General features: G+C 62.8%; 18 protein-coding genes, 1 tRNA gene and 1 pseudogene. 11 read left to right on the forward strand and 9 right to left on the reverse strand.

The features are described from left to right. Nucleotides 1-23: 23 nt before the first annotated feature. A complete protein-coding gene (gene mutY / locus ACFSNN_RS13885) occupies nucleotides 24-1,151 on the reverse strand; it encodes an A/G-specific adenine glycosylase (RefSeq protein WP_208949486.1) in 1,128 nt (375 codons plus the stop codon). Between the two features lie 7 nt (nucleotides 1,152-1,158). Then, nucleotides 1,159-1,989 (reverse strand): bifunctional DNA-formamidopyrimidine glycosylase/DNA-(apurinic or apyrimidinic site) lyase, encoded by an 831-nt coding sequence (mutM, locus tag ACFSNN_RS13890; protein ID WP_134457192.1) that lies wholly within the window; start codon nucleotides 1,987-1,989, stop codon nucleotides 1,159-1,161. An 87-nt stretch (nucleotides 1,990-2,076) separates the two neighbouring features. Here mutM and ACFSNN_RS13895 point away from each other — a divergent pair, with 87 nt between their 5' ends. From ACFSNN_RS13895 to hisC, 8 genes are all read left to right on the forward strand, one after another. After that, entirely contained in the window at nucleotides 2,077-3,918 is a 1,842-nt protein-coding gene (locus ACFSNN_RS13895; RefSeq protein WP_134457193.1) for a tetratricopeptide repeat protein, read from the forward strand. After that, nucleotides 3,918-4,550, forward strand: a complete 633-nt coding sequence (gene lolB / locus ACFSNN_RS13900) for a lipoprotein insertase outer membrane protein LolB (protein ID WP_134457194.1) — start codon at nucleotides 3,918-3,920, stop codon at nucleotides 4,548-4,550. Before ACFSNN_RS13895 ends, lolB begins: the two co-directional genes overlap by 1 nt. Nucleotides 4,551-4,629: 79 nt before the next feature. Beyond that, nucleotides 4,630-5,511: a 4-(cytidine 5'-diphospho)-2-C-methyl-D-erythritol kinase gene (gene ispE / locus ACFSNN_RS13905; RefSeq protein ID WP_134457195.1), complete on the forward strand. Its 882-nt coding sequence runs from the start codon at nucleotides 4,630-4,632 to the stop codon at nucleotides 5,509-5,511. Nucleotides 5,512-5,560: 49 nt separating this feature from the next. Then, a tRNA-Gln gene (locus ACFSNN_RS13910) sits at nucleotides 5,561-5,637 on the forward strand. A 45-nt stretch (nucleotides 5,638-5,682) separates the two neighbouring features. Further along, nucleotides 5,683-6,639: a ribose-phosphate pyrophosphokinase gene (locus tag ACFSNN_RS13915; protein WP_012431648.1), complete on the forward strand. Its 957-nt coding sequence runs from the start codon at nucleotides 5,683-5,685 to the stop codon at nucleotides 6,637-6,639. A gap of 163 nt (nucleotides 6,640-6,802) precedes the next feature. Beyond that, the gene (locus ACFSNN_RS13920) at nucleotides 6,803-7,426 is read left to right on the forward strand and encodes a 50S ribosomal protein L25/general stress protein Ctc (protein WP_106302100.1); all 624 of its coding nucleotides are present in this window, start codon (nucleotides 6,803-6,805) and stop codon (nucleotides 7,424-7,426) included. A 150-nt stretch (nucleotides 7,427-7,576) separates the two neighbouring features. Continuing rightward, nucleotides 7,577-8,179 (forward strand): aminoacyl-tRNA hydrolase, encoded by a 603-nt coding sequence (gene pth, locus ACFSNN_RS13925; RefSeq protein ID WP_134457196.1) that lies wholly within the window; start codon nucleotides 7,577-7,579, stop codon nucleotides 8,177-8,179. A gap of 69 nt (nucleotides 8,180-8,248) precedes the next feature. After that, the gene (gene hisC / locus ACFSNN_RS13930; RefSeq protein WP_134457197.1) at nucleotides 8,249-9,328 is read left to right on the forward strand and encodes a histidinol-phosphate transaminase; all 1,080 of its coding nucleotides are present in this window, start codon (nucleotides 8,249-8,251) and stop codon (nucleotides 9,326-9,328) included. 73 nt (nucleotides 9,329-9,401) lie between these two features. Here hisC and ACFSNN_RS13935 read toward each other — a convergent pair whose 3' ends face one another. The 3 genes from ACFSNN_RS13935 to rsmD all read right to left on the reverse strand — a co-directional run bounded on the left by ACFSNN_RS13935 (nucleotide 9,402) and on the right by rsmD (nucleotide 10,965). After that, nucleotides 9,402-9,659, reverse strand: a complete 258-nt coding sequence (locus ACFSNN_RS13935) for a YfhL family 4Fe-4S dicluster ferredoxin (RefSeq protein WP_012431644.1) — start codon at nucleotides 9,657-9,659, stop codon at nucleotides 9,402-9,404. Nucleotides 9,660-9,722: 63 nt separating this feature from the next. Next, nucleotides 9,723-10,238, reverse strand: coding sequence for a pantetheine-phosphate adenylyltransferase (gene coaD / locus ACFSNN_RS13940; RefSeq protein ID WP_012431643.1), 516 nt, complete (start codon nucleotides 10,236-10,238; stop codon nucleotides 9,723-9,725). Nucleotides 10,239-10,350: 112 nt separating this feature from the next. Next, the gene (gene rsmD / locus ACFSNN_RS13945) at nucleotides 10,351-10,965 is read right to left on the reverse strand and encodes a 16S rRNA (guanine(966)-N(2))-methyltransferase RsmD (RefSeq protein ID WP_134457198.1); all 615 of its coding nucleotides are present in this window, start codon (nucleotides 10,963-10,965) and stop codon (nucleotides 10,351-10,353) included. Nucleotides 10,966-11,205: 240 nt separating this feature from the next. Between rsmD and ftsY the strand changes: the two genes are divergently transcribed. After that, nucleotides 11,206-12,381, forward strand: coding sequence for a signal recognition particle-docking protein FtsY (gene ftsY / locus ACFSNN_RS13950; protein WP_134457199.1), 1,176 nt, complete (start codon nucleotides 11,206-11,208; stop codon nucleotides 12,379-12,381). A 97-nt stretch (nucleotides 12,382-12,478) separates the two neighbouring features. Here the strand turns inward: ftsY and maiA are convergent, their stop codons facing one another. Both maiA and ACFSNN_RS13960 read right to left on the reverse strand, forming a co-directional pair. Beyond that, nucleotides 12,479-13,123 (reverse strand): maleylacetoacetate isomerase, encoded by a 645-nt coding sequence (gene maiA, locus ACFSNN_RS13955; protein WP_134457200.1) that lies wholly within the window; start codon nucleotides 13,121-13,123, stop codon nucleotides 12,479-12,481. 25 nt (nucleotides 13,124-13,148) lie between these two features. Further along, nucleotides 13,149-13,847 carry a fumarylacetoacetate hydrolase family protein gene (locus ACFSNN_RS13960; protein ID WP_134457201.1) on the reverse strand — a complete coding sequence of 233 codons (699 nt, stop codon included), beginning with the start codon at nucleotides 13,845-13,847 and terminating at the stop codon, nucleotides 13,149-13,151. Between the two features lie 228 nt (nucleotides 13,848-14,075). Here ACFSNN_RS13960 and ybiB point away from each other — a divergent pair, with 228 nt between their 5' ends. Together ybiB and ACFSNN_RS13970 are read left to right on the forward strand one after the other, a co-directional pair. After that, nucleotides 14,076-15,047 (forward strand): DNA-binding protein YbiB, encoded by a 972-nt coding sequence (gene ybiB / locus ACFSNN_RS13965; RefSeq protein ID WP_134457202.1) that lies wholly within the window; start codon nucleotides 14,076-14,078, stop codon nucleotides 15,045-15,047. Between the two features lie 500 nt (nucleotides 15,048-15,547). Continuing rightward, a pseudogene (locus ACFSNN_RS13970) lies at nucleotides 15,548-16,591 on the forward strand (2-isopropylmalate synthase); the annotation flags it as partial. 191 nt (nucleotides 16,592-16,782) lie between these two features. Here ACFSNN_RS13970 and ACFSNN_RS13975 read toward each other — a convergent pair. Both ACFSNN_RS13975 and ACFSNN_RS13980 read right to left on the reverse strand, forming a co-directional pair. Continuing rightward, on the reverse strand, nucleotides 16,783-17,166 hold the full coding sequence (locus ACFSNN_RS13975) for a nuclear transport factor 2 family protein (protein WP_134457204.1): 384 nt from the start codon (nucleotides 17,164-17,166) through the stop codon (nucleotides 16,783-16,785). Nucleotides 17,167-17,208: 42 nt separating this feature from the next. Beyond that, complete coding sequence (locus ACFSNN_RS13980) at nucleotides 17,209-17,772, reverse strand: acyloxyacyl hydrolase (RefSeq protein WP_134457205.1); 564 nt, start codon at nucleotides 17,770-17,772, stop codon at nucleotides 17,209-17,211. Nucleotides 17,773-17,946 lie beyond the last annotated feature (174 nt).

Here is a 17,946-nt window from a genome sequence, read left to right on the forward strand (position 1 = left end):
ACGCCGCGCTGTTAGCGGATTGATCAGATCAGCGAGCCCTGCAACCCGTCCAGCAGTTTGCGCACCGGCGCGGGCACACCGAACGAATCGAGATCGCTGAGCGCGACCCACGCGGTGTCGGCGTCGCCCAATGCGGCCAAAGCACCGCCTCCACGATCCAGTTCCGCGAGTCGCGGCTCGATATCCAGTTTGAAATGCGTGAACACATGCGTGAGCGGCGCGAGCGGCGAGACCGCACCGTCGCCGCCGAAGGCACGCGCACGCTCGGCGAGTGCGGCTTCGTCGGCGGCTTCGGGCAGGCTCCACAAGCCGCCCCAAATGCCCGACGGCGGACGCTTCTCCAACATCACCGCGTTGCCGTCGCGCAGCACCAGCATCCATGTGCGGCGCGTCGGCACGGTCTTTTTCGGACGCGCTGTGGGCAGCACCCGCTGACGTCCGGTCACGTTGGCGACGCAGTCGGCGGCGAACGGGCAGCGCAGGCAGTCCGGCTTGCCACGCACGCACAGCGTCGCGCCGAGATCCATCAGGCCTTGCGTGTAGGCGCTGACTTCGGCATCCGATGTGTTCGACGGAAGCAGCGATTCCGCCAGCGTCCACATCGCGTTCTCGACTTTCTTTTCGCCGGGGAAACCTTCGACGCCGAACACGCGCGCCAGCACGCGCTTCACATTGCCGTCGAGAATCGTCGCGCGCGCCCCGAACGCGAAGGACGCGATCGCCGCCGCCGTCGAGCGGCCGATGCCCGGCAATTCCGCCAGTTCCGCGACCGATGCCGGAAACGCGCCGCCATGCTGCTCGATCACGACTTGCGCGCAGCGATGCAGATTGCGGGCGCGTGTGTAATAGCCAAGGCCGGCCCATAACGCCATCACATCGTCAGACGGCGCGGCGGCGAGCGCGGCAACGGTCGGAAAACGCGCGAGAAATTTCGCGTAGTACGGAATCACCGTCGACACCTGCGTCTGCTGCAGCATGATTTCCGACAACCAGATGCGATACGGATCGCGTGTGTTCTGCCACGGCAAATCATGCCGGCCATGCTGACGCTGCCACACGATCAGTCGCGCGGAAAAATCGGACATGACTGGAAAAGCTGGCGCCTGCGGCGCGGCGGACGAAGTGGAACGCGGAGTTAAGCGAGAAGGCATCGACGATTTAGCGCTGGCAGGTGGGACAGAAATACGTTGAACGCTGCCCTTGCACGATCTGTTTGATCGGCGTTCCACACACGCGGCATGGCAGTCCGGCGCGATCATAGACGAAATAGTCGAGCTGGAAGTAACCGCTTTCGCCGTCACTGCCGACGAAGTCGCGCAACGTGCTGCCGCCCTTCTCGATCGCGGCGGCGAGCGTCACGCGCACGGCGTCCGCCAACAGCTCGTAACGCACGAGCGAGACGCGCCCCGCCGCGGTGGTCGGCCGGATGCCGGCGCGAAACAGGCTCTCCGATGCGTAGATATTGCCCACGCCCACCACGATTTCACCGGCCAGCAGCGCCTGCTTCACCGAGACTTTGCGCCCGCGCGTGAGCCGGTGCATCAGGGCGCCGGAGAATGCGGGCGAAAACGGTTCGACGCCGAGACTCGCGAGCAGCGGATGCTCGAGCACGTCACCGGCTTCGCGCGGGTGCCACAGCACCGCGCCGAAGCGCCGCGGATCGCGATAGCGCAAAATGAACTCGTCGAAGATCCAGTCGATGTGATCGTGTTTCGCCGCGGCCGGCGGATGCGGCACGTGGCGCAGCACCCGCAGCGTCCCAGTCATACCAAGATGCACGATGAACCAGCCCGCGTCGATCTCGAACAACAGATACTTGCCGCGCCGCTGCACCTTTCGCACCACGTGGCCGCGCAAGGTTTTCGCAAGGTCGGCCGGAATCGGCCACCGCAATGCGGGCGTGCGCACATCCACGCGCTCAACCTTGCGCCCGGACACATACGGTTCGATTCCCCGTCGGGTAACCTCAACTTCTGGCAACTCTGGCATGTCTAACTGGTCTGCAACTTGCGTGAGTGGTTGTGCGCGTATTGTAGCGAGCGCGTTACAATCGTCCGAAACATTGAACGGATTTCCATGAACTTGTCCTTCGTGAAGCTGTTTTTAAAGCGCTCGGCTAGCGCATTCCGCGTACCGCACGCCGTGTCCGCTCGCCGGATGCTCGGTGCGGCGGCGCTCGCGGTCTGGGCGCTGGCTGCCATGCCCGCCCACGCGCAGGACCCCTCGCCGGACTCGGACGACACCTCGGTCACCATGCCGGACCCGCTCGGCCCGGCCTCGGCGGAAGACCAGAAGTCCCTGCCCGGCGTGCCGCTGACGAGCCAGATCGTATTCCAGGTGCTCGCCGCCGAAGTCGCGCTGCAGCGCGACCAGCCGGCGCCCGCCTATCAGACCTATCTCGCGCTCGCGCGCGACACGCACGATCCGCGCATGGCGCAGCGCGCCACCGAGATCGCGCTGGCCGCGCAGAGCCCTTCGGACGCTTTGGCCGCCGCGCAATTGTGGCAGCAGTATGCGCCGAACTCGGAGCGCGCCGCGCAACTCGACGCATCGCTGCTCGTGTTGTCCGGCAAACCTGACGACGCTTCGCCGATCCTCGCGCGCGAACTCGCGCGTGTGCCCGCCGACAATCGCGGCAGCGCGATTCTGGCGCTGCAGTTGCTGCTCTCGCGCGGCCCGAACCGGATCGGCGGCCTGCACGTGCTGCAGGATCTGCTCAAGAACGACATGAACCGGCCGGAAGCGCAACTGGCGATCGCACGCCAGCAACTCGTCTCGGACGACGCGCCGGGCGCGCGCAAATCGCTTGAACAGGCCCTCGCGCTCAAGCCCGACTATTTGCCGGCAGCGCTGACGTTGTCGCAAATGGGCCCCGAAGAGCGCAAGGAAGGCATCGCTTCGCTCGAAAAGTACGTGCAGCAGAATCCGAAATCGCATGACGCGCGTCTCGCGCTCGCGCAGATGTATCTGGCGAGCGACCGTCTGGACGACGCGCAGAAGCAGTTCGAGATCATGCACAAGAACAACGCGAACGAGTTGACGCCGCTCATGGCGCTCGCGCTGATCAAGATCCAGCAAAAGAATCTCAACGAGGCGCAAGCCTACCTGACCCAGTATGCGCAACAGGCTGAAAAAACGCCGGGCGCCGATCCGGGCCAGGCGTATATCTACCTTGCACAACTGTCGCTCGAACAGAAGAACGAAGCGGCCGCGAGCGACTGGCTGAACAAGATCTCGCCGTCTAGCCAGCAGTATGTGCCGGCGCAGATCACGCGCGCGCAATTGCTCGCCAAGCAGGGCAAGGTCGACGACGCACGCAAGCTGCTGGCTAACCTGCCAGCGCCGGACCCGCGCGACCAGGCGCTGCTTATGCGCACTGACGCGGCGATCCTGTTCGACGCGAAGCGCTACCCGGAGGCGGAAACACGGCTGCAGCAAGCCACGGCGCAGTTTCCCGACGACCCCGATCTGACCTACGACTACGCGATGTCCGCTGAAAAAACCGGCCATTACGACGTCATGGAAGCGCAGTTGCGCAAGCTGATCCAGACGCAGCCTGACAACCCGCAAGCGTATAACGCGCTCGGCTACTCGCTGGCCGATCGCAATCAGCGCCTCGCCGAAGCGGACAAGCTGGTCGAGAAGGCATCCTCATTGGCGCCGAACGACGCGTTCATCATGGACAGCGTCGGCTGGGTCAAATACCGGATGGGCGATACCTCGGACGCCATCAGGCTGCTGCGCAAGGCGTACGACATGCAGCCGAACGCCGAAATCGGCGCGCACCTCGGCGAAGTATTGTGGAAAACCGGCAATCAGGATCAGGCACGCGCCGCTTTCCGCGATGCGCGCAAGCTCGAACCGGACAACGACACGCTTGTCAAAACGCTCCAACGTCTCCAGGTGAACGATCTTTGATGCGTCTTTCCCGTCTGATTTCCTTTCCCCGGGCACCGCGTGGCGCGGCGCTCGCTTTCACTGCGGCAGCGGCCGTCGCCTTGGCCGGTTGTGCGTCGGTCAAACCGCAAGGGCCGTCCACGTCGAATGCTGCGACCTCCGTCACCGCGCAGACTAGCCGTGCTTACCAGGGCCGTTTCGCGGTCCAGTACAACGATCAGAACGGCCAGCAGCGCAACGCTTACGGCAACTTCACTTGGCAGGAAACCGGCGACACCGTGACCCTGCAGTTGCGCAACCCGCTCGGTCAGACGCTGGCGGTGGTGACGTCGTCGCCGGCTTCGGCAACGCTGGAGCTGCCGAATCGCCAGCCGCTCACCGCGGATAACGTCTCCACGCTGATGCAGAATGCGCTCGGCTTCGCGTTGCCGGTCGAAGGGCTGCGCTATTGGCTGCAGCCGTCGCCGGCGCCCACTTCGCGCGCCAGGACCGAGAAGGATCCCGAGCAACCGTCGCGGCTGAAGCAGATCACTCAGGACGGCTGGACGATCGACTATCTGGCTTATGCCGACGCGCCGGCCACCGGCGTGAAGCGCATCAATCTGAGCCGTTCGGAACCGCCGCTCGACATCAAGCTCGTGCTGGATCAGTAACCCGCGCTGCCCTCACGCACTTTTTCGCGTGCGACCTTGCCGCTTCTTCGGCGCCATCTGGCGCATGTAGCCTCGACTCATGATTGAAACGACCGATTCGCTGCGCGATTGCCTCGCTCCAGCGAAACTCAACCTCTTCCTGCACATTACCGGCCGCCGGCCGGATGGCTATCACACGCTGCAAACGGTTTTCCAGCTGCTCGACTGGGGCGACACGCTGCACTTCACGCGACGTGACGACGGACTCATCACGCGCAGCACCGAAATCGCCGACGTGCCGCCGGAACACGACCTGACCGTGCGCGCCGCGACACTGCTCAAAGCGCATACGGGCTCGCCTGAAGGCGTCGATATCGAAATCGACAAGCGTCTGCCGATGGGCGCTGGCCTCGGCGGCGGCAGCTCTGATGCAGCGACGACGCTGCTCGCGCTGAATCGTTTGTGGAAGCTCAATCTGCCGCGCCTCGAATTGCAGGCGCTCGCATTGAAACTTGGCGCCGATGTGCCGTTTTTTGTTTTCGGAAAAAATGCGTTCGCCCAGGGTGTCGGAGAAGCTTTAGACGTTGTACAATTGCCGCCGCGCCATTTCCTAGTAGTGACGCCGAGGGTTCATGTTCCGACTACAGCGATTTTTTCTGAAAAAGCGTTGACAAGAGATTCAAAACCCCTCACAATTACGGACTTTCCTGCAGAACTTAGCTGCAACACTGAATGGCCAGAAAGTTTCGGCCGCAATGACATGCAGCAGGTTGTCGTAGGAAAATACGCGGAAGTAGCGCAAGTGTTGCGATGGTTTGAAAACGTCGCGCCAGCGCGGATGTCTGGATCAGGTGCAAGTGTTTTTGCCGCGTTCCGCAGTAAAGCTGAAGCAGAAGCGGTGCAAGCCAAACTGCCAGCCGAATGGAACAGCGCAGTGACTGCAAGTCTCGATCAGCATCCACTCTTTGCTTTCGCGTCATAAGTTTTGCATCGTCGAACGCTCCTCGTTCGGTGAAGCTCAAAGTTAGTGTAGGGGAGTCGCCAAGTTGGTTAAGGCACCGGATTTTGATTCCGGCATTCGAAGGTTCGACTCCTTCCTCCCCTGCCAAAAATTCTCGCATTTCCCTCGCCCCCAGCCTGAAGTAGGTGCACGATGAGCAGCCATGACGGCCTGATGGTTTTTACTGGCAACGCAAATCCCGCGCTTGCACAGGAAGTCGTCAAAATCCTCGGTATTCCCCTCGGCAAAGCAATGGTTAGCCGTTTCTCGGACGGTGAAATCCAAGTCGAGATTCAGGAAAACGTGCGTGGCAAGGATGTCTTCGTCCTGCAGTCCACGTGCGCACCGGCGAACGACAATCTGATGGAACTGATGATCATGGTCGATGCGCTCAAGCGCGCATCCGCCGGCCGGATCACCGCAGCCATCCCCTACTTCGGTTATGCCCGTCAAGATCGTCGCCCGCGTTCCGCGCGCGTCGCCATCTCGGCGAAGATCGTAGCGAACATGCTGGAAATCGCCGGCGTCGAGCGGATCATCACGATGGATCTGCACGCCGACCAGATTCAAGGCTTCTTCGACATTCCGGTCGACAACATCTACGCTACGCCCGTGCTGCTCGGCGATCTGCGCAAGCAGAACTACGAGAACCTGCTGGTCGTTTCGCCGGACGTCGGCGGCGTGGTGCGTGCCCGGGCTTTGGCCAAGCAACTGAATTGCGATCTCGCGATCATCGACAAACGCCGCCCGAAGGCGAACGTTGCCGAAGTCATGAACATCATCGGTGAAGTCGAAGGCCGTACCTGCGTGATCATGGACGACATGGTCGACACCGCCGGCACGCTTTGCAAGGCAGCACAAGTTTTGAAGGAACGTGGCGCGAAGCAGGTGTTCGCGTACGCTACGCACCCGGTTCTGTCGGGTGGCGCAGGCGAGCGTATTGCCGCTTCCGCACTCGACGCACTCGTTGTCACGGACACGATCCCGCTCGGCGACGAAGCCCGCTCGTGCGCGAAGATCCGTTCGCTGACCAGCGCCGGCCTGCTCGCCGAAACGTTCTCGCGGATTCGCCGCGGCGATTCGGTGATGTCGCTGTTCGCTGAAAGTTAAGTATTTGCGAAGGCGCAGCGCGCCGCTTTACGCGGCACACTGCGCTTTTGCACAATCGGCATGAACGAACGAAGGTTCGTGCCGCAGTTCTGGGGCCTCAGCCATCTGGCTTGGAGGCCCCGTTTTTACTGCCTGGTCGCGGGCAGTGCATTGGAGATTCAAAATGAAAGTAGTCGCTTTCGAGCGTTCTTTGCAAGGTACGGGTGCGAGCCGCCGCCTGCGTAACTCGGGCAAGACCCCGGGCATCGTATATGGCGCTGGTGCTGAAACGCAATTGGTCGAACTGGACCACAACGCGCTGTGGCACGCGCTGAAGAAAGAAGTTTTCCACTCGTCGATTCTCGATCTGGAAGTGGCAGGCAAGTCGCAACAGGTTTTGCTGCGCGACGTGCAATACCACCCGTTCCGTCAGCTCGTGCTGCACGTGGACTTTCAACGTGTCGACGCGAAGAAGAAGCTGCACACCAAGGTGCCGCTGCACTTCATGAACCAGGAATCGAACCCGGCAGTGAAGCTGTCGAGCGCGGTGATCTCGCACGTCATCAACGAAATCGAAATCGAGTGCCTGCCGTCGGCACTGCCGGAATTCCTCGAAGTTGATCTGGCGACGATCGAAGCAGGTCACTCGGTCCACGCTAAAGACATCAAGCTGCCGGCAGGTGTGTCGCTGGTTGCTCACGTCGAAGCGGAAAACCCGGTGGTCGCTGCCGCAACGATCCCGGCTGGCGCAATCGCTGAAGGCGACGCCGCCGCTGCTGCAGGCGAAGGCGAAACGCCGGCTGCTTAAGGGCGCCTCAGGCAAAGAGCAAGAAATCCTCTCGATCCGTTTCAATGAAACGGTCGATGTGACCCGCCGAGGTTCGCCCCGGCGGGTTTTTTTTCGGTTTTTTTCGGCCCGGCTGCATTCAGCTTCAAGGCCAGACGGACCTACGCAAACATGATCAAACTGATCGTCGGCCTCGGCAATCCGGGCGCCGAATACACCGCGACGCGCCACAACGCCGGCTTCTGGCTGGTCGATCAACTGGCGCGCGAAGCAGGCACGACGTTGCGCGACGAGCGGCGTTTCCATGGCTTCTATGCCAAAGCGCGGCTGCACGGCGAGGAAGTGCATCTGCTGGAACCGCAGACGTATATGAACCGTTCGGGTCAATCGGTCGTGGCAGTTGCGCAGTTCTTCAAGATTCTCCCCGACGAAATCCTGGTCGCGCACGACGAGCTCGACCTGCCGCCCGGCAGCGTCAAGCTGAAACTCGGCGGCGGCAGCGGCGGCCACAACGGGCTGAAGGACATCACCGCGCATCTGTCGTCGCAGCAATACTGGCGGCTGCGGATCGGCATCGGCCATCCGCGGGACCTGATTCCAGAGAGCGCGCGCGCCGGCGCCAAACCCGACGTCGCCAACTACGTGCTGAAACCTCCGCGCCGGGAAGAGCAGGACGTGATCGATGCGTCGATCGAGCGCGGGCTCGCTGTCATGCCGCAGATCATCAAGGGCGAACTGGAACGCGCGATGATGCAACTGCATCGCAACCCGTAGACTGCCTAGCTGGAACCTTGGTTGCCGTAACGCCATCGGCAGCAACCATCTTGTTGGGAGGAGAATCGCTTGAGCCGCTATTGGAGTGACATCGTTCACCGTCTGACGCCGTATGTGCCGGGCGAGCAGCCCGTGGTCGCGCATCCGGTCAAGCTGAATACCAACGAGAATCCGTATCCGCCGTCGCCGCGAGTGCTCGAGGCGATCCGGCAGGAACTGGGCGACGCGGCCGATTCGCTGCGGCGCTATCCCGATCCGACGGCGCAAAAGCTGCGCGAAACGGTTGCCGCGTACCACGGCATTCACGCGGAACAGGTGTTTGCCGGCAACGGCTCGGACGAAGTGCTGGCACTCACGTTCCAGGCCTTGCTCAAGCACGACAAACCTCTGCTGTTCCCGGACATCACGTACAGCTTCTATCCGACGTACGCGCGACTTTTCGAGGTCGACTACCGGACCGTCCCGCTCGACGACAGCTTTGCGATCAACGTCGACGACTACAAGTCTCCGAATGGCGGCATCCTGTTCCCGAATCCGAACGCGCCGACCGGCCGTCCGCTGCCACTCGCTGATATCGAGCGCCTGGTGGCGAGCAATCCCGATTCCGTCGTGGTGATCGACGAGGCCTACGTGGATTTCGGCGCTGAATCGGCCATCGGTCTGATCGACCGCTATCCGAATCTGCTGGTCGTTCAAACCGTGTCGAAGTCGCGTTCGCTGGCAGGAATGCGCGTCGGCCTTGCGTTCGGCAACCCAGAGTTGATCGGCGCGCTGAACCGTGTGAAGGACAGCTTCAACTCGTATCCGCTGGACCGTCTCGCGCAAGTCGCCGCCGCGGCGGCGTACGAAGACGACGCGTGGTTTCGCGACACCTGCGCCAAAGTCATGGCGAGTCGCGAGCGATTGGCCGCGGGGCTGACGGCGTTGGGCTTCGAGGTGGTGCCGTCGGCGGCGAATTTGCTGTTCGCTCGCCATGAGGGCTACGACGCCGCAACGCTCGTACTGCGACTGAGGGAAAAGGAGATTTTCGTGCGCCATTTCAAGGCGCCGCGCATCGACCAGCATCTGCGAATCTCGGTCGGCACCGACGCCGAATGCGACATTCTGCTGGACGCGTTGCGCGAGATTTTCAGCGCGTACGTGGGGTAAGACCGCGCAAAAGCGTCACTGCCAAAAAAAACGGCGAGGCCAAAAGCCTCGCCGTTTTTTTAGACTTCGCACCTCAGGCGCCCTTCGCGGCCTGCAGCGCGTGGTACTTGGCCATCAAGCCATCAGGCGTCTCCAGATGGTCGGGGTCGCGCGGAATACACTCTACCGGACACACCTGAATACACTGCGGCTCGTCGAAATGCCCCACACACTCGGTACATTTCTTCGGGTCGATTACATAGATTTCCGGGCCCATCGAGATTGCGTCGTTCGGGCACTCGGGCTCGCACACGTCGCAATTAATGCACTCGTCGGTAATCATCAAGGCCATACTTCTCTCACTTCACGCCGGCCGCAGCCGGCTTTTATCCGTCGAACCGACAGTTTACGCCGGTTACGGTTGTCCCGCCGACGCGCCGCTCGCCGGATCCATCGCGGCGACCTTTTCCGTCAGCCATTTCTCGACCGACGGGAAGACGAACTTGCTGACATCGCCGCCGAGCTGGGCGATTTCACGCACGATCGTGCCCGAGATGAATTGGTACTGATCGGACGGCGTCATGAACATGGTTTCGACGTCGGGCAGCAAATAGCGATTCATGCCCGCCATCTGGAACTCATATTCGAAGTCCGACACGGCCCGCAGGCCGCGCACGATCACGCGCGCGTTATTGGTGCGCACGAAATCCTTCAATAGCCCCTTGAAGCTCATCACCTGAACGTTCGGGTAGTGCCCGAGCACTTCGTGAGCGATGTCGAGGCGCTCTTCGAGCGTGAAAAATGGCTTCTTGTTGCGGCTGTCGGCAACGCCGACCACCAGCGTGTCGAAAATACTCGACGCGCGCCGAACGAGGTCTTCGTGACCGCGCGTCAGCGGGTCGAACGTGCCCGGGTATACGGCGACTACCATGAGACTTCTCCTCTCTTCAGACAAAGGGGCACGTCAAAGCGTCCACGCGACGCATTTGGCACCGACCGCACACGTGACGGCAAACCGCCCGGCGCTTGTTTTGGAACGCGCATTATTCCTTATTTTCGCGCTGCAGCAAATGAAAGTGGACAGCGCCCGCTCTACCTTGCCGCACGATTTCCCAACCGGCGAGCGTCTCGTTCCCAGCGAGTTCGAGCGCCTCGCCCGCTTCCACATACAGAAATCCGTCAGCGGCGACGAGCGGTGCCGCCAGCGTCAGCGCCTTGCCGAGCAGATCGTCGCCGAACGGCGGATCGAGAAACACGACGTCGAACGAACCGGGCGCGAGGCTCGCGGCAAGACGCAAACCGTCTGCTTCAGCGATTTCGATCGTGCGCGCCGACAGGCGTTCCTGGTTCGCGCGCAACTGGCCGGCGGCGCGCGCATTGCGCTCCACCATCAGCACCCGGGCGGCACCGCGCGACGCCGCCTCGAAGCCGAGCGCGCCGCTGCCGGCGAACAGATCGAGGCAGCGCTGCCCTTCCAGGTTCTGGCCGAGCCAGTTGAACAGCGTCTCGCGCACGCGATCGGGCGTGGGGCGCAGGCCGTCGAGATCGAGCACGGGCAAAGGCGTGCGCTTCCAGTCGCCGCCGATGATACGGATGGCGTGCGGCTTGCCGCCTTTGGACGAAGCGCCATGGGCGCGTGAAGGTGCGGAACGGGGCATGCAGTTTCGATTACGTTATTGAAGCGCCCGCGACGACGAAATTGCGGGCCGGAGCGCCAACGTTACCACAGCGACGCCCCGCGTCCAGCCTGGCCGTTCGGCCGATACGACGGCCGGCGGCGCGCCTGATAAAATGTGCGGCTTCCAGCGCCTTGCATCCCGCATCGCAACGCTGCCTGCCGCTCCCACCGGTCTTGTGCCGGTTGCGCGCATCGGCGCGCGCTCTCACCACGCCAGATCATGTTCAGCTTTTTCAAACGATTCAAGGGTTCGAAAGAGTCCGATAACGCGCCAGAAGAGTCGCAAACCGCGCCGGAGGGTTCGACGTCCGCTGCCGCCGTGCAGGCGCCTGCGCCCGTCGCGCCGGCCGCGCCGCGCCCGGCCGCGGCTCCGGTTCGCGTCGACACGCCGCCCGTGGCCGCTCCGTCGGCAATCGATCCCGAACCCGAGCCGGAAGCATTCGCGCTCGAAGAAACCGTCGAAGTCGTCCCGCCGCCGCTGCCGGATGCGGGCGCAAAGCGTTCCTGGCTGACGCGTCTGAAGACCGGCTTGTCGAAAACGAGTTCGAACCTGACTGGCATTTTCGTCGGCACGAAGATCGACGAAGACTTGTACGAAGAACTCGAAACCGCCCTGCTGATGTCGGACGCGGGCGTCGACGCCACAGAATTCCTGCTCGAGGCGCTGCGCGAAAAAGTGCGCGCAGAACGCCTCGTCGATCCGCAGCAGGTCAAAGCCGCGCTGCGCACGTTGCTGGTCGACCTGCTCAAACCGCTGGAAAAATCGCTCATGCTCGGCCGCGCGCAGCCGCTCGTGATGATGATCGCCGGCGTCAACGGCGCGGGCAAAACCACCAGCATTGGCAAGCTCGCCAAGCATCTGCAGAGTTTCGATCAATCCGTGCTGCTGGCCGCGGGCGACACGTTCCGCGCCGCCGCGCGCGAGCAATTGGCCATCTGGGGTCAACGCAACAACGTGACCGTGGTCTCGCAGGAAAGCGGCGACCCGGCAGCGGTGATCTTCGACGCGGTCGGCGCCGCGCGTGCGCGCAAGATCGACGTGATGATGGCGGACACGGCCGGCCGCCTGCCGACCCAACTGCATCTCATGGAAGAACTGCGCAAGGTGAAGCGCGTAATCGGCAAGGCGCAAGACGGCGCGCCGCATGAGGTGCTGCTGGTGATCGACGCCAACACCGGCCAGAACGCGCTCGCGCAAGTCAAGGCTTTCGACGACGCGCTCGGTCTCACCGGCCTCATCGTCACCAAACTCGACGGCACGGCGAAGGGCGGCATTCTCGCCGCGATCGCGCGGCAGCGTCCGATTCCGGTGTATTTCATCGGCGTCGGCGAGAAAGTCGAAGATTTGCAGCCGTTCAGCGCGGAAGAGTTTTCCGACGCGTTGCTGGGCGGCTGAGCGCCACAGCGTTCGCCGCTTAAGCCTCGGGCTCAGGCAGCAAAAGGGCACTACTCGGAGTGCCCTTTTTTCATCCCGTCTACCCGACGATCACGAATTACTCAGCGTCCGGCTGCGCGCCCGGCGCCGCGCGCGCAAACGCGTCGAGTTGCATCGCATGGTCGTAGATGCGCTGAATGGTCGGAAACTTAGTCGTGTCGACCTTGAAGCGCTGCGCGTTGAATACCTGCGGAATCAGACAGGTGTCCGCAATGGTCGGCGTATCGCCGAAACACAGCTTGCCGGTGCGCGAATCGCCCGCCAGATGCGCTTCGAACGTCGCGAATCCGGCTTCCACCCAGTGCCGGTACCAGGCGTCCTTGGCATAATCGTCGACGCCCAGCGTGTGCTTCAGATACTTCAGCACGCGCAGGTTGTTCAGCGGATGAATCTCGCACGCCACCTGCAACGCCAGCGCCCGCACATACGCGCGATCGGTCGGCGCCTTCGGCAAAAGCGCCGGCTCGGGATGCATCTCTTCCAGATACTCGATGATCGCGAGCGACTGCGGCATCACGTCATTGCCGTCGACGAAGGTCGGCACGATCCCGTCCGCGTTCACCTTGCGGTATTCGGGCTTCAACTGTTCGCCGCCGTCGCGCACAAGATGCACCGGCACGTAGTCGTACGGCAGATTTTTCACGTTCAGCGCAATGCGCACGCGATAAGACGCCGAGCTACGGAAATAGCTGTACAGCTTCATGTTGTCTGTCTCCCCCAACCGACCGTCAGACGACCCGCACGCTGAGCTCGCCGAGCCCGTCCACGCCACCCTTCATCAGATCGCCCTGCACCACCGCGCCGACGCCTTCCGGCGTGCCGGTGAAGATCAGGTCGCCGGGTTGCAGTTCGAACAGCGTCGACAAATAAGCGATCGTCTCGGCCACCGACCAGATTAGTTGCGACACGTCCGAGCTTTGCTTTTCCTCGCCGTTCACGGACAGCCAGATCGCGCCCTTGTCGACATGGCCGACCGTCGCCGCCGGATGAATCGGACCGAGCGGCGCCGAGTGATCGAAGCCCTTCGCGGTATCCCAGGGACGGCCCAGCTTTTTGGCTTCGGCCTGCAGGTCGCGGCGGGTCATGTCGAGACCTAGCGCGTAACCGTACACGTGGCCGAGCGCGCTCTCGACCGGAATGTTCTTGCCGCCCTTGCCGATCGCCGCCACCATTTCCATCTCGAAGTGGACGTTTTTCGACAGCGACGGATACGGAAACTCGCCGGTGGCGCCGGGCGCGACGTACAGCACGGCATCGGCCGGCTTGGCGAAGAAGAACGGCGGTTCGCGGTCGGGATCGTGGCCCATCTCGCGCGCATGCGCCTCGTAGTTACGGCCAACACAGTAGATGCGACGCACCGCGAACTGCTCGCTGGACCCCACAACCGGCACCGCGACCACCGGTGCGGGTGCAAATACGTAACTCATCCCGTTCTCCGTTATTTCATGTGAGCCGCCCGCGCGGCGATAAAACATCGAGTGTAACGCGCGACAAAGGGCCACGCGCACCAGTTCGGCATGGACCGGCAAGGCCGGCGCCGCGGGCGCGAAGTCTCGCGGGATCGCCATAGATGCGATACTTACACTCAATAGCGTCCCTTGAACAGCTTGGCCAACCGCTTTCAAGCGGCACGCCGACACGTCCCACTGCGCCCGATGACCGACTCCGCCGACACCGCCAATCCCTTCCCCTGCGCCCGCTTCATCAAGGAAATCGGCCGCGGCCCGAACGGCGCCCGCGCGCTGACCGCCGACGATACGCGCGCACTCTACACCGCCATGCTCGACGGCCGCGTGGCCGAACTCGAACTCGGCGCGGTGCTGCTCGCGTACCGCGTGAAGGGCGAAACCGCCGACGAGCTCGCCGCGATGCTGGCCGGCGCGCACGCGTCGTTCGAGCCGGTTCATTTGCCGCACGGCACGTTCCGGCCCGTGTCCATACCGAGCTACAACGGCGCGCGCAAGCAGCCAAACCTGGTGCCGCTGCTCGCCCTGCTGCTGGCGCGCGAAGGCGTGCCGGTGCTGGTTCACGGCGTCACCGAAGATCCGGGTCGCGTGACGAGCGCGGAAATCTTCACGCATCTGCAGATTCCGCACGCGCGATCGCACGCCGATATCGAAGACGGTCTCGCTGAACACCGCCTCGCGTTCGCGCCGATCGAGGTGCTCGCGCCAAAGCTCGCACGCTTGCTTGCGTTGCGCCGGCGCATGGGCGTGCGCAACTCGACGCACACGCTGGTGAAAATTCTGCAGCCGTTCGCGCCCGCGGGTTTGCGCCTCGTCAACTATACGCACCCGCCGTATCGCGACAGCCTGACGCAACTGTTCAACACGCATCCGGACGCGGCCGCCGGCGGCGCATTGCTTGCACGCGGCACCGAAGGCGAAGCGGTGGCCGATACACGTCGCCAGGTGCAGGTCGACTGGTTGCACGACGGTGTCTGCGAAACGCGCGTGCCGCACGAGCGCTCGTCGCCCGATGCGCCGGAAGTGGACTTGCCCGAAGCCAAAGACGCGCCCACGACGGCCGCCTGGATCAGTGCCGTATTGCGCGGCGAAGCGCCCGTGCCGAGCGCGATCGAACGGCAGGTCGAACTGATCGTGGACGTCGCAAGAATGCCCGTTTAATGGCCACGGCGCAGGCGCTACGGTGCGCTTGCCGTCGCCCGCCGCGGCCCGCGCGGGTTGACACGCCGCAACGCGGCGTCATACATTAGACCCATGCGTTCCCTTCCGAACACCCTCCGAATTACCTCCGGCCGCCTGGCGCGGCCCCTATCGCTACGTCTAGTGTAAGTCAGGCGTAGCGCCGCGCGTTTGGCAGCTCAGGTTGCTCAAGCGCGGTCTCTCCGGCAGTTCCGCTGTTCCCGTTGCACCCCCAAAGCGTAGTTCTTCACAACCTGTAGTCGTTTGCATTCGTCCGTTTACCGCGCGGACGAAGCGCGAGGTTCAAATGCACGTTGCATGGGCTTTATTCACGTCCGTTTTCGCCGTCACGATGACGCCGTTCGTTCGCGCCCGTTCGTTGTTGCCGCTAGCCACCGGCTGGCGGACCGTGCATCCGTGGCAGTCCGCCAACCGCTCCCGGCCACACCCTTTCGCAGACGACACAACGAACGAGGCTCACCATGTTGCAAAACCCCGCTGAAAAATATCGCCCCTTCCCCGCCGTCCGTCTGACCGGCCGCAAATGGCCGAGCCGCACGATCGACCAGGCGCCGTTCTGGATGAGCACCGATCTGCGCGACGGCAATCAGGCGCTGATCGAGCCAATGAACGCCGCGCAAAAGCTCGAGTTCTTCGAAATGCTGGTCGCGATCGGTTTCAAGGAGATCGAGGTCGGCTATCCGTCGGCGTCGCAAACGGATTTCGATTTCGTCCGCAAGCTGATCGAGGAAAAGCGCATTCCCGACGACGTGACCATCGAGGTGTTCATGCCGTCGCGAGCGGAACTGATTGCGCGCACATTCGAGGCACTGGAAGGCGCGCCGCGCGCCATCGTGCACTTGTACAACGCGATCTGCCCGTCGTTCCGGCGGATCGTGTTCAACCAGACGAAGGCCGAGATCAAGGCGCTGGCCGTGCGGGGCACGCAAATCATCAAAGAGCATGCGCAGGCGCGGCCCGGCACGCACTGGATTTTCCAGTACTCGCCGGAAACGTTCAATACCACCGAATTGCCGTTCGCACGCGAGGTGTGCGACGCGGTCGCGCAGACGTGGCGGCCGACGCGCGATCAAAAAATGATCGTCAACCTGCCCGCGAGCGTGGAAGCGGCGACACCGAACGTGTTCGCCGATCAGATCGAATGGATGCACCGCAATCTCGGCTATCGCGACAGCATCGTGCTGTCGGTGCATCCGCATAACGATCGCGGCACCGCGGTGGCCGCCGCGGAACTCGCGCTGCTGGCGGGCGCGGACCGCGTCGAAGGCTGCCTGTTCGGCAACGGCGAGCGCACCGGCAACGTCGATCTCGTCGCGCTGGCAATGAATCTGGCTGCGCAAGGCGTCGATACTGGGCTCGATTTCTCGGATATGCAGGCGGTCCGGAGCGTGGTGGAACGGTGCAATCAGCTGCCGGTGCATCCGCGGCATCCGTATGCGGGTGAGGCGGCGATGCGGGCGAAAAACGCGGAGCGACAAGGCGCCCCGGCGCAAGAGCCTATAGCGGCCGAAACTGGCGCGGCGGATCGTCGCGAATGGAGCAGTGTGGATCAGGAGAGCGTGGCTGCCTGAGAATCAGGCCGAGATGACGAAACCGACGCAAACACGACCGACAAGCGCGCTCCCGTGCGCTTGCGTCAACCAGAGCGGCCCGCTCACAAGGCGCGGCCAGCCCGGACAGCGTGAGCTCAAAAGGCTCACTCGATTGCGCAACGCGTGGCCTGCCAGGCAATCAGGCGCCAATGGCCGTCTTCCAGCGTATGAATCGCCGTGTAGGCGATCGGAAACAGCAGCGCCCCGTTGTTCGCCTCCATTTCGATCAGCGCGCGCCCGCTCACCACGCAGGTCTCGCGCCCGACCGGCAGCACGTCCTGCGACTGGATCTCGATCTGCCGATAGCGGCGGCGCCCCGCTGTAATCCCGTCGATGAACTGCCGTTTCGTCTCCCGTTTGCCGTTCGTATGAACGTAGCTCACGTTGTCCGCGAGCAGAGCATCGAGCGAAGGCCCGTCGCCGTCGACCATCGCACGAAATCGCTCTCGCTCGAGCTCGCGAACCGCTTCGATTATCTTTGCCGCCATCGCTCAGCCCCTCGCACCGGTGAGCCAACGTGGCCACGGTTGTCAAAAGTTGTATTGCAGATATAGCTGGTGGAAATTTATACCAGGATTCGGCTCTTTGATACCGCCATTGGAAACATGCTGGAAGCGGTAGCCCGCCTGGTACTGCTGGTGGCTGCCGAACTGCATGCCCACGCCGGCCATGTCGGCGAACTGGAACGCACTGCCCAGTGTGAAGGTCGAAGAAATCCGGGGACTCGACAGCAACCGGATGCCCGCGCCCAGTTCGGCATACGGGCGGATCAAGCCCGATCCCTTGATGAAGCGGATGATCGGCGTCATGCCCACTTCGCCGATGTTGTCGTGCACGTTGCCCTCATTGGTGTGCCACCAGGCCACGTGCGCTTCGCCGATCAGCGAGAAATGCCAGTCGCCGATCTGCCACCAGGTCAGGTCCGGATCCCAGACGAATGCGAGATCCAGCTTTTTGACGTGGCGATCGCCGAGACCGCCGGCCACCTGCACGCCGAACTGGTCCGCCGAAGCCCATCCCGAAGTTCCCACCAGCACGGCGCCAGCCGTGATTTTTAGCGCGAGACCACGCAGAGTATTCTTTTTGTTGTTCATCTAACACCCGAGCTCCGTCGAACGTTGAACAATCTGCAACTGTTTTGCGTATTCTAAGGTCATTCGCCACTTGGTGGATCGTATGAAGAAAGCTGACTTCCCGCAATTAGTCACTTCAAAATTGGCAAAAGTCGGGCATTTATGATGATGAAGGCGATTTGTTAGGTAAATGCT

Origin of the sequence: Paraburkholderia dipogonis (genome assembly GCF_042680985.1) — a bacterium.
GTDB lineage: Bacteria > Pseudomonadota > Gammaproteobacteria > Burkholderiales > Burkholderiaceae > Paraburkholderia > Paraburkholderia phytofirmans.

Excerpts from the sequence above, each read along its gene's own strand:
- mutY (WP_208949486.1), bottom strand. The coding sequence starts at position 1,151 with ATGCCTTCTCGCTTAACTCCGCGTTCCACTTCGTCCGCCGCGCCGCAG.
- mutM (WP_134457192.1), bottom strand. The coding sequence starts at position 1,989 with ATGCCAGAGTTGCCAGAAGTTGAGGTTACCCGACGGGGAATCGAACCG.
- ACFSNN_RS13895 (WP_134457193.1), top strand. The coding sequence starts at position 2,077 with ATGAACTTGTCCTTCGTGAAGCTGTTTTTAAAGCGCTCGGCTAGCGCA.
- lolB (WP_134457194.1), top strand. The coding sequence starts at position 3,918 with ATGCGTCTTTCCCGTCTGATTTCCTTTCCCCGGGCACCGCGTGGCGCG.
- ispE (WP_134457195.1), top strand. The coding sequence starts at position 4,630 with ATGATTGAAACGACCGATTCGCTGCGCGATTGCCTCGCTCCAGCGAAA.
- ACFSNN_RS13915 (WP_012431648.1), top strand. The coding sequence starts at position 5,683 with ATGAGCAGCCATGACGGCCTGATGGTTTTTACTGGCAACGCAAATCCC.
- ACFSNN_RS13920 (WP_106302100.1), top strand. The coding sequence starts at position 6,803 with ATGAAAGTAGTCGCTTTCGAGCGTTCTTTGCAAGGTACGGGTGCGAGC.
- pth (WP_134457196.1), top strand. The coding sequence starts at position 7,577 with ATGATCAAACTGATCGTCGGCCTCGGCAATCCGGGCGCCGAATACACC.
- ACFSNN_RS13935 (WP_012431644.1), bottom strand. The coding sequence starts at position 9,659 with ATGGCCTTGATGATTACCGACGAGTGCATTAATTGCGACGTGTGCGAG.
- coaD (WP_012431643.1), bottom strand. The coding sequence starts at position 10,238 with ATGGTAGTCGCCGTATACCCGGGCACGTTCGACCCGCTGACGCGCGGT.
- rsmD (WP_134457198.1), bottom strand. The coding sequence starts at position 10,965 with ATGCCCCGTTCCGCACCTTCACGCGCCCATGGCGCTTCGTCCAAAGGC.
- ftsY (WP_134457199.1), top strand. The coding sequence starts at position 11,206 with ATGTTCAGCTTTTTCAAACGATTCAAGGGTTCGAAAGAGTCCGATAAC.
- maiA (WP_134457200.1), bottom strand. The coding sequence starts at position 13,123 with ATGAAGCTGTACAGCTATTTCCGTAGCTCGGCGTCTTATCGCGTGCGC.
- ACFSNN_RS13960 (WP_134457201.1), bottom strand. The coding sequence starts at position 13,847 with ATGAGTTACGTATTTGCACCCGCACCGGTGGTCGCGGTGCCGGTTGTG.
- ybiB (WP_134457202.1), top strand. The coding sequence starts at position 14,076 with ATGACCGACTCCGCCGACACCGCCAATCCCTTCCCCTGCGCCCGCTTC.
- ACFSNN_RS13975 (WP_134457204.1), bottom strand. The coding sequence starts at position 17,166 with ATGGCGGCAAAGATAATCGAAGCGGTTCGCGAGCTCGAGCGAGAGCGA.
- ACFSNN_RS13980 (WP_134457205.1), bottom strand. The coding sequence starts at position 17,772 with ATGAACAACAAAAAGAATACTCTGCGTGGTCTCGCGCTAAAAATCACG.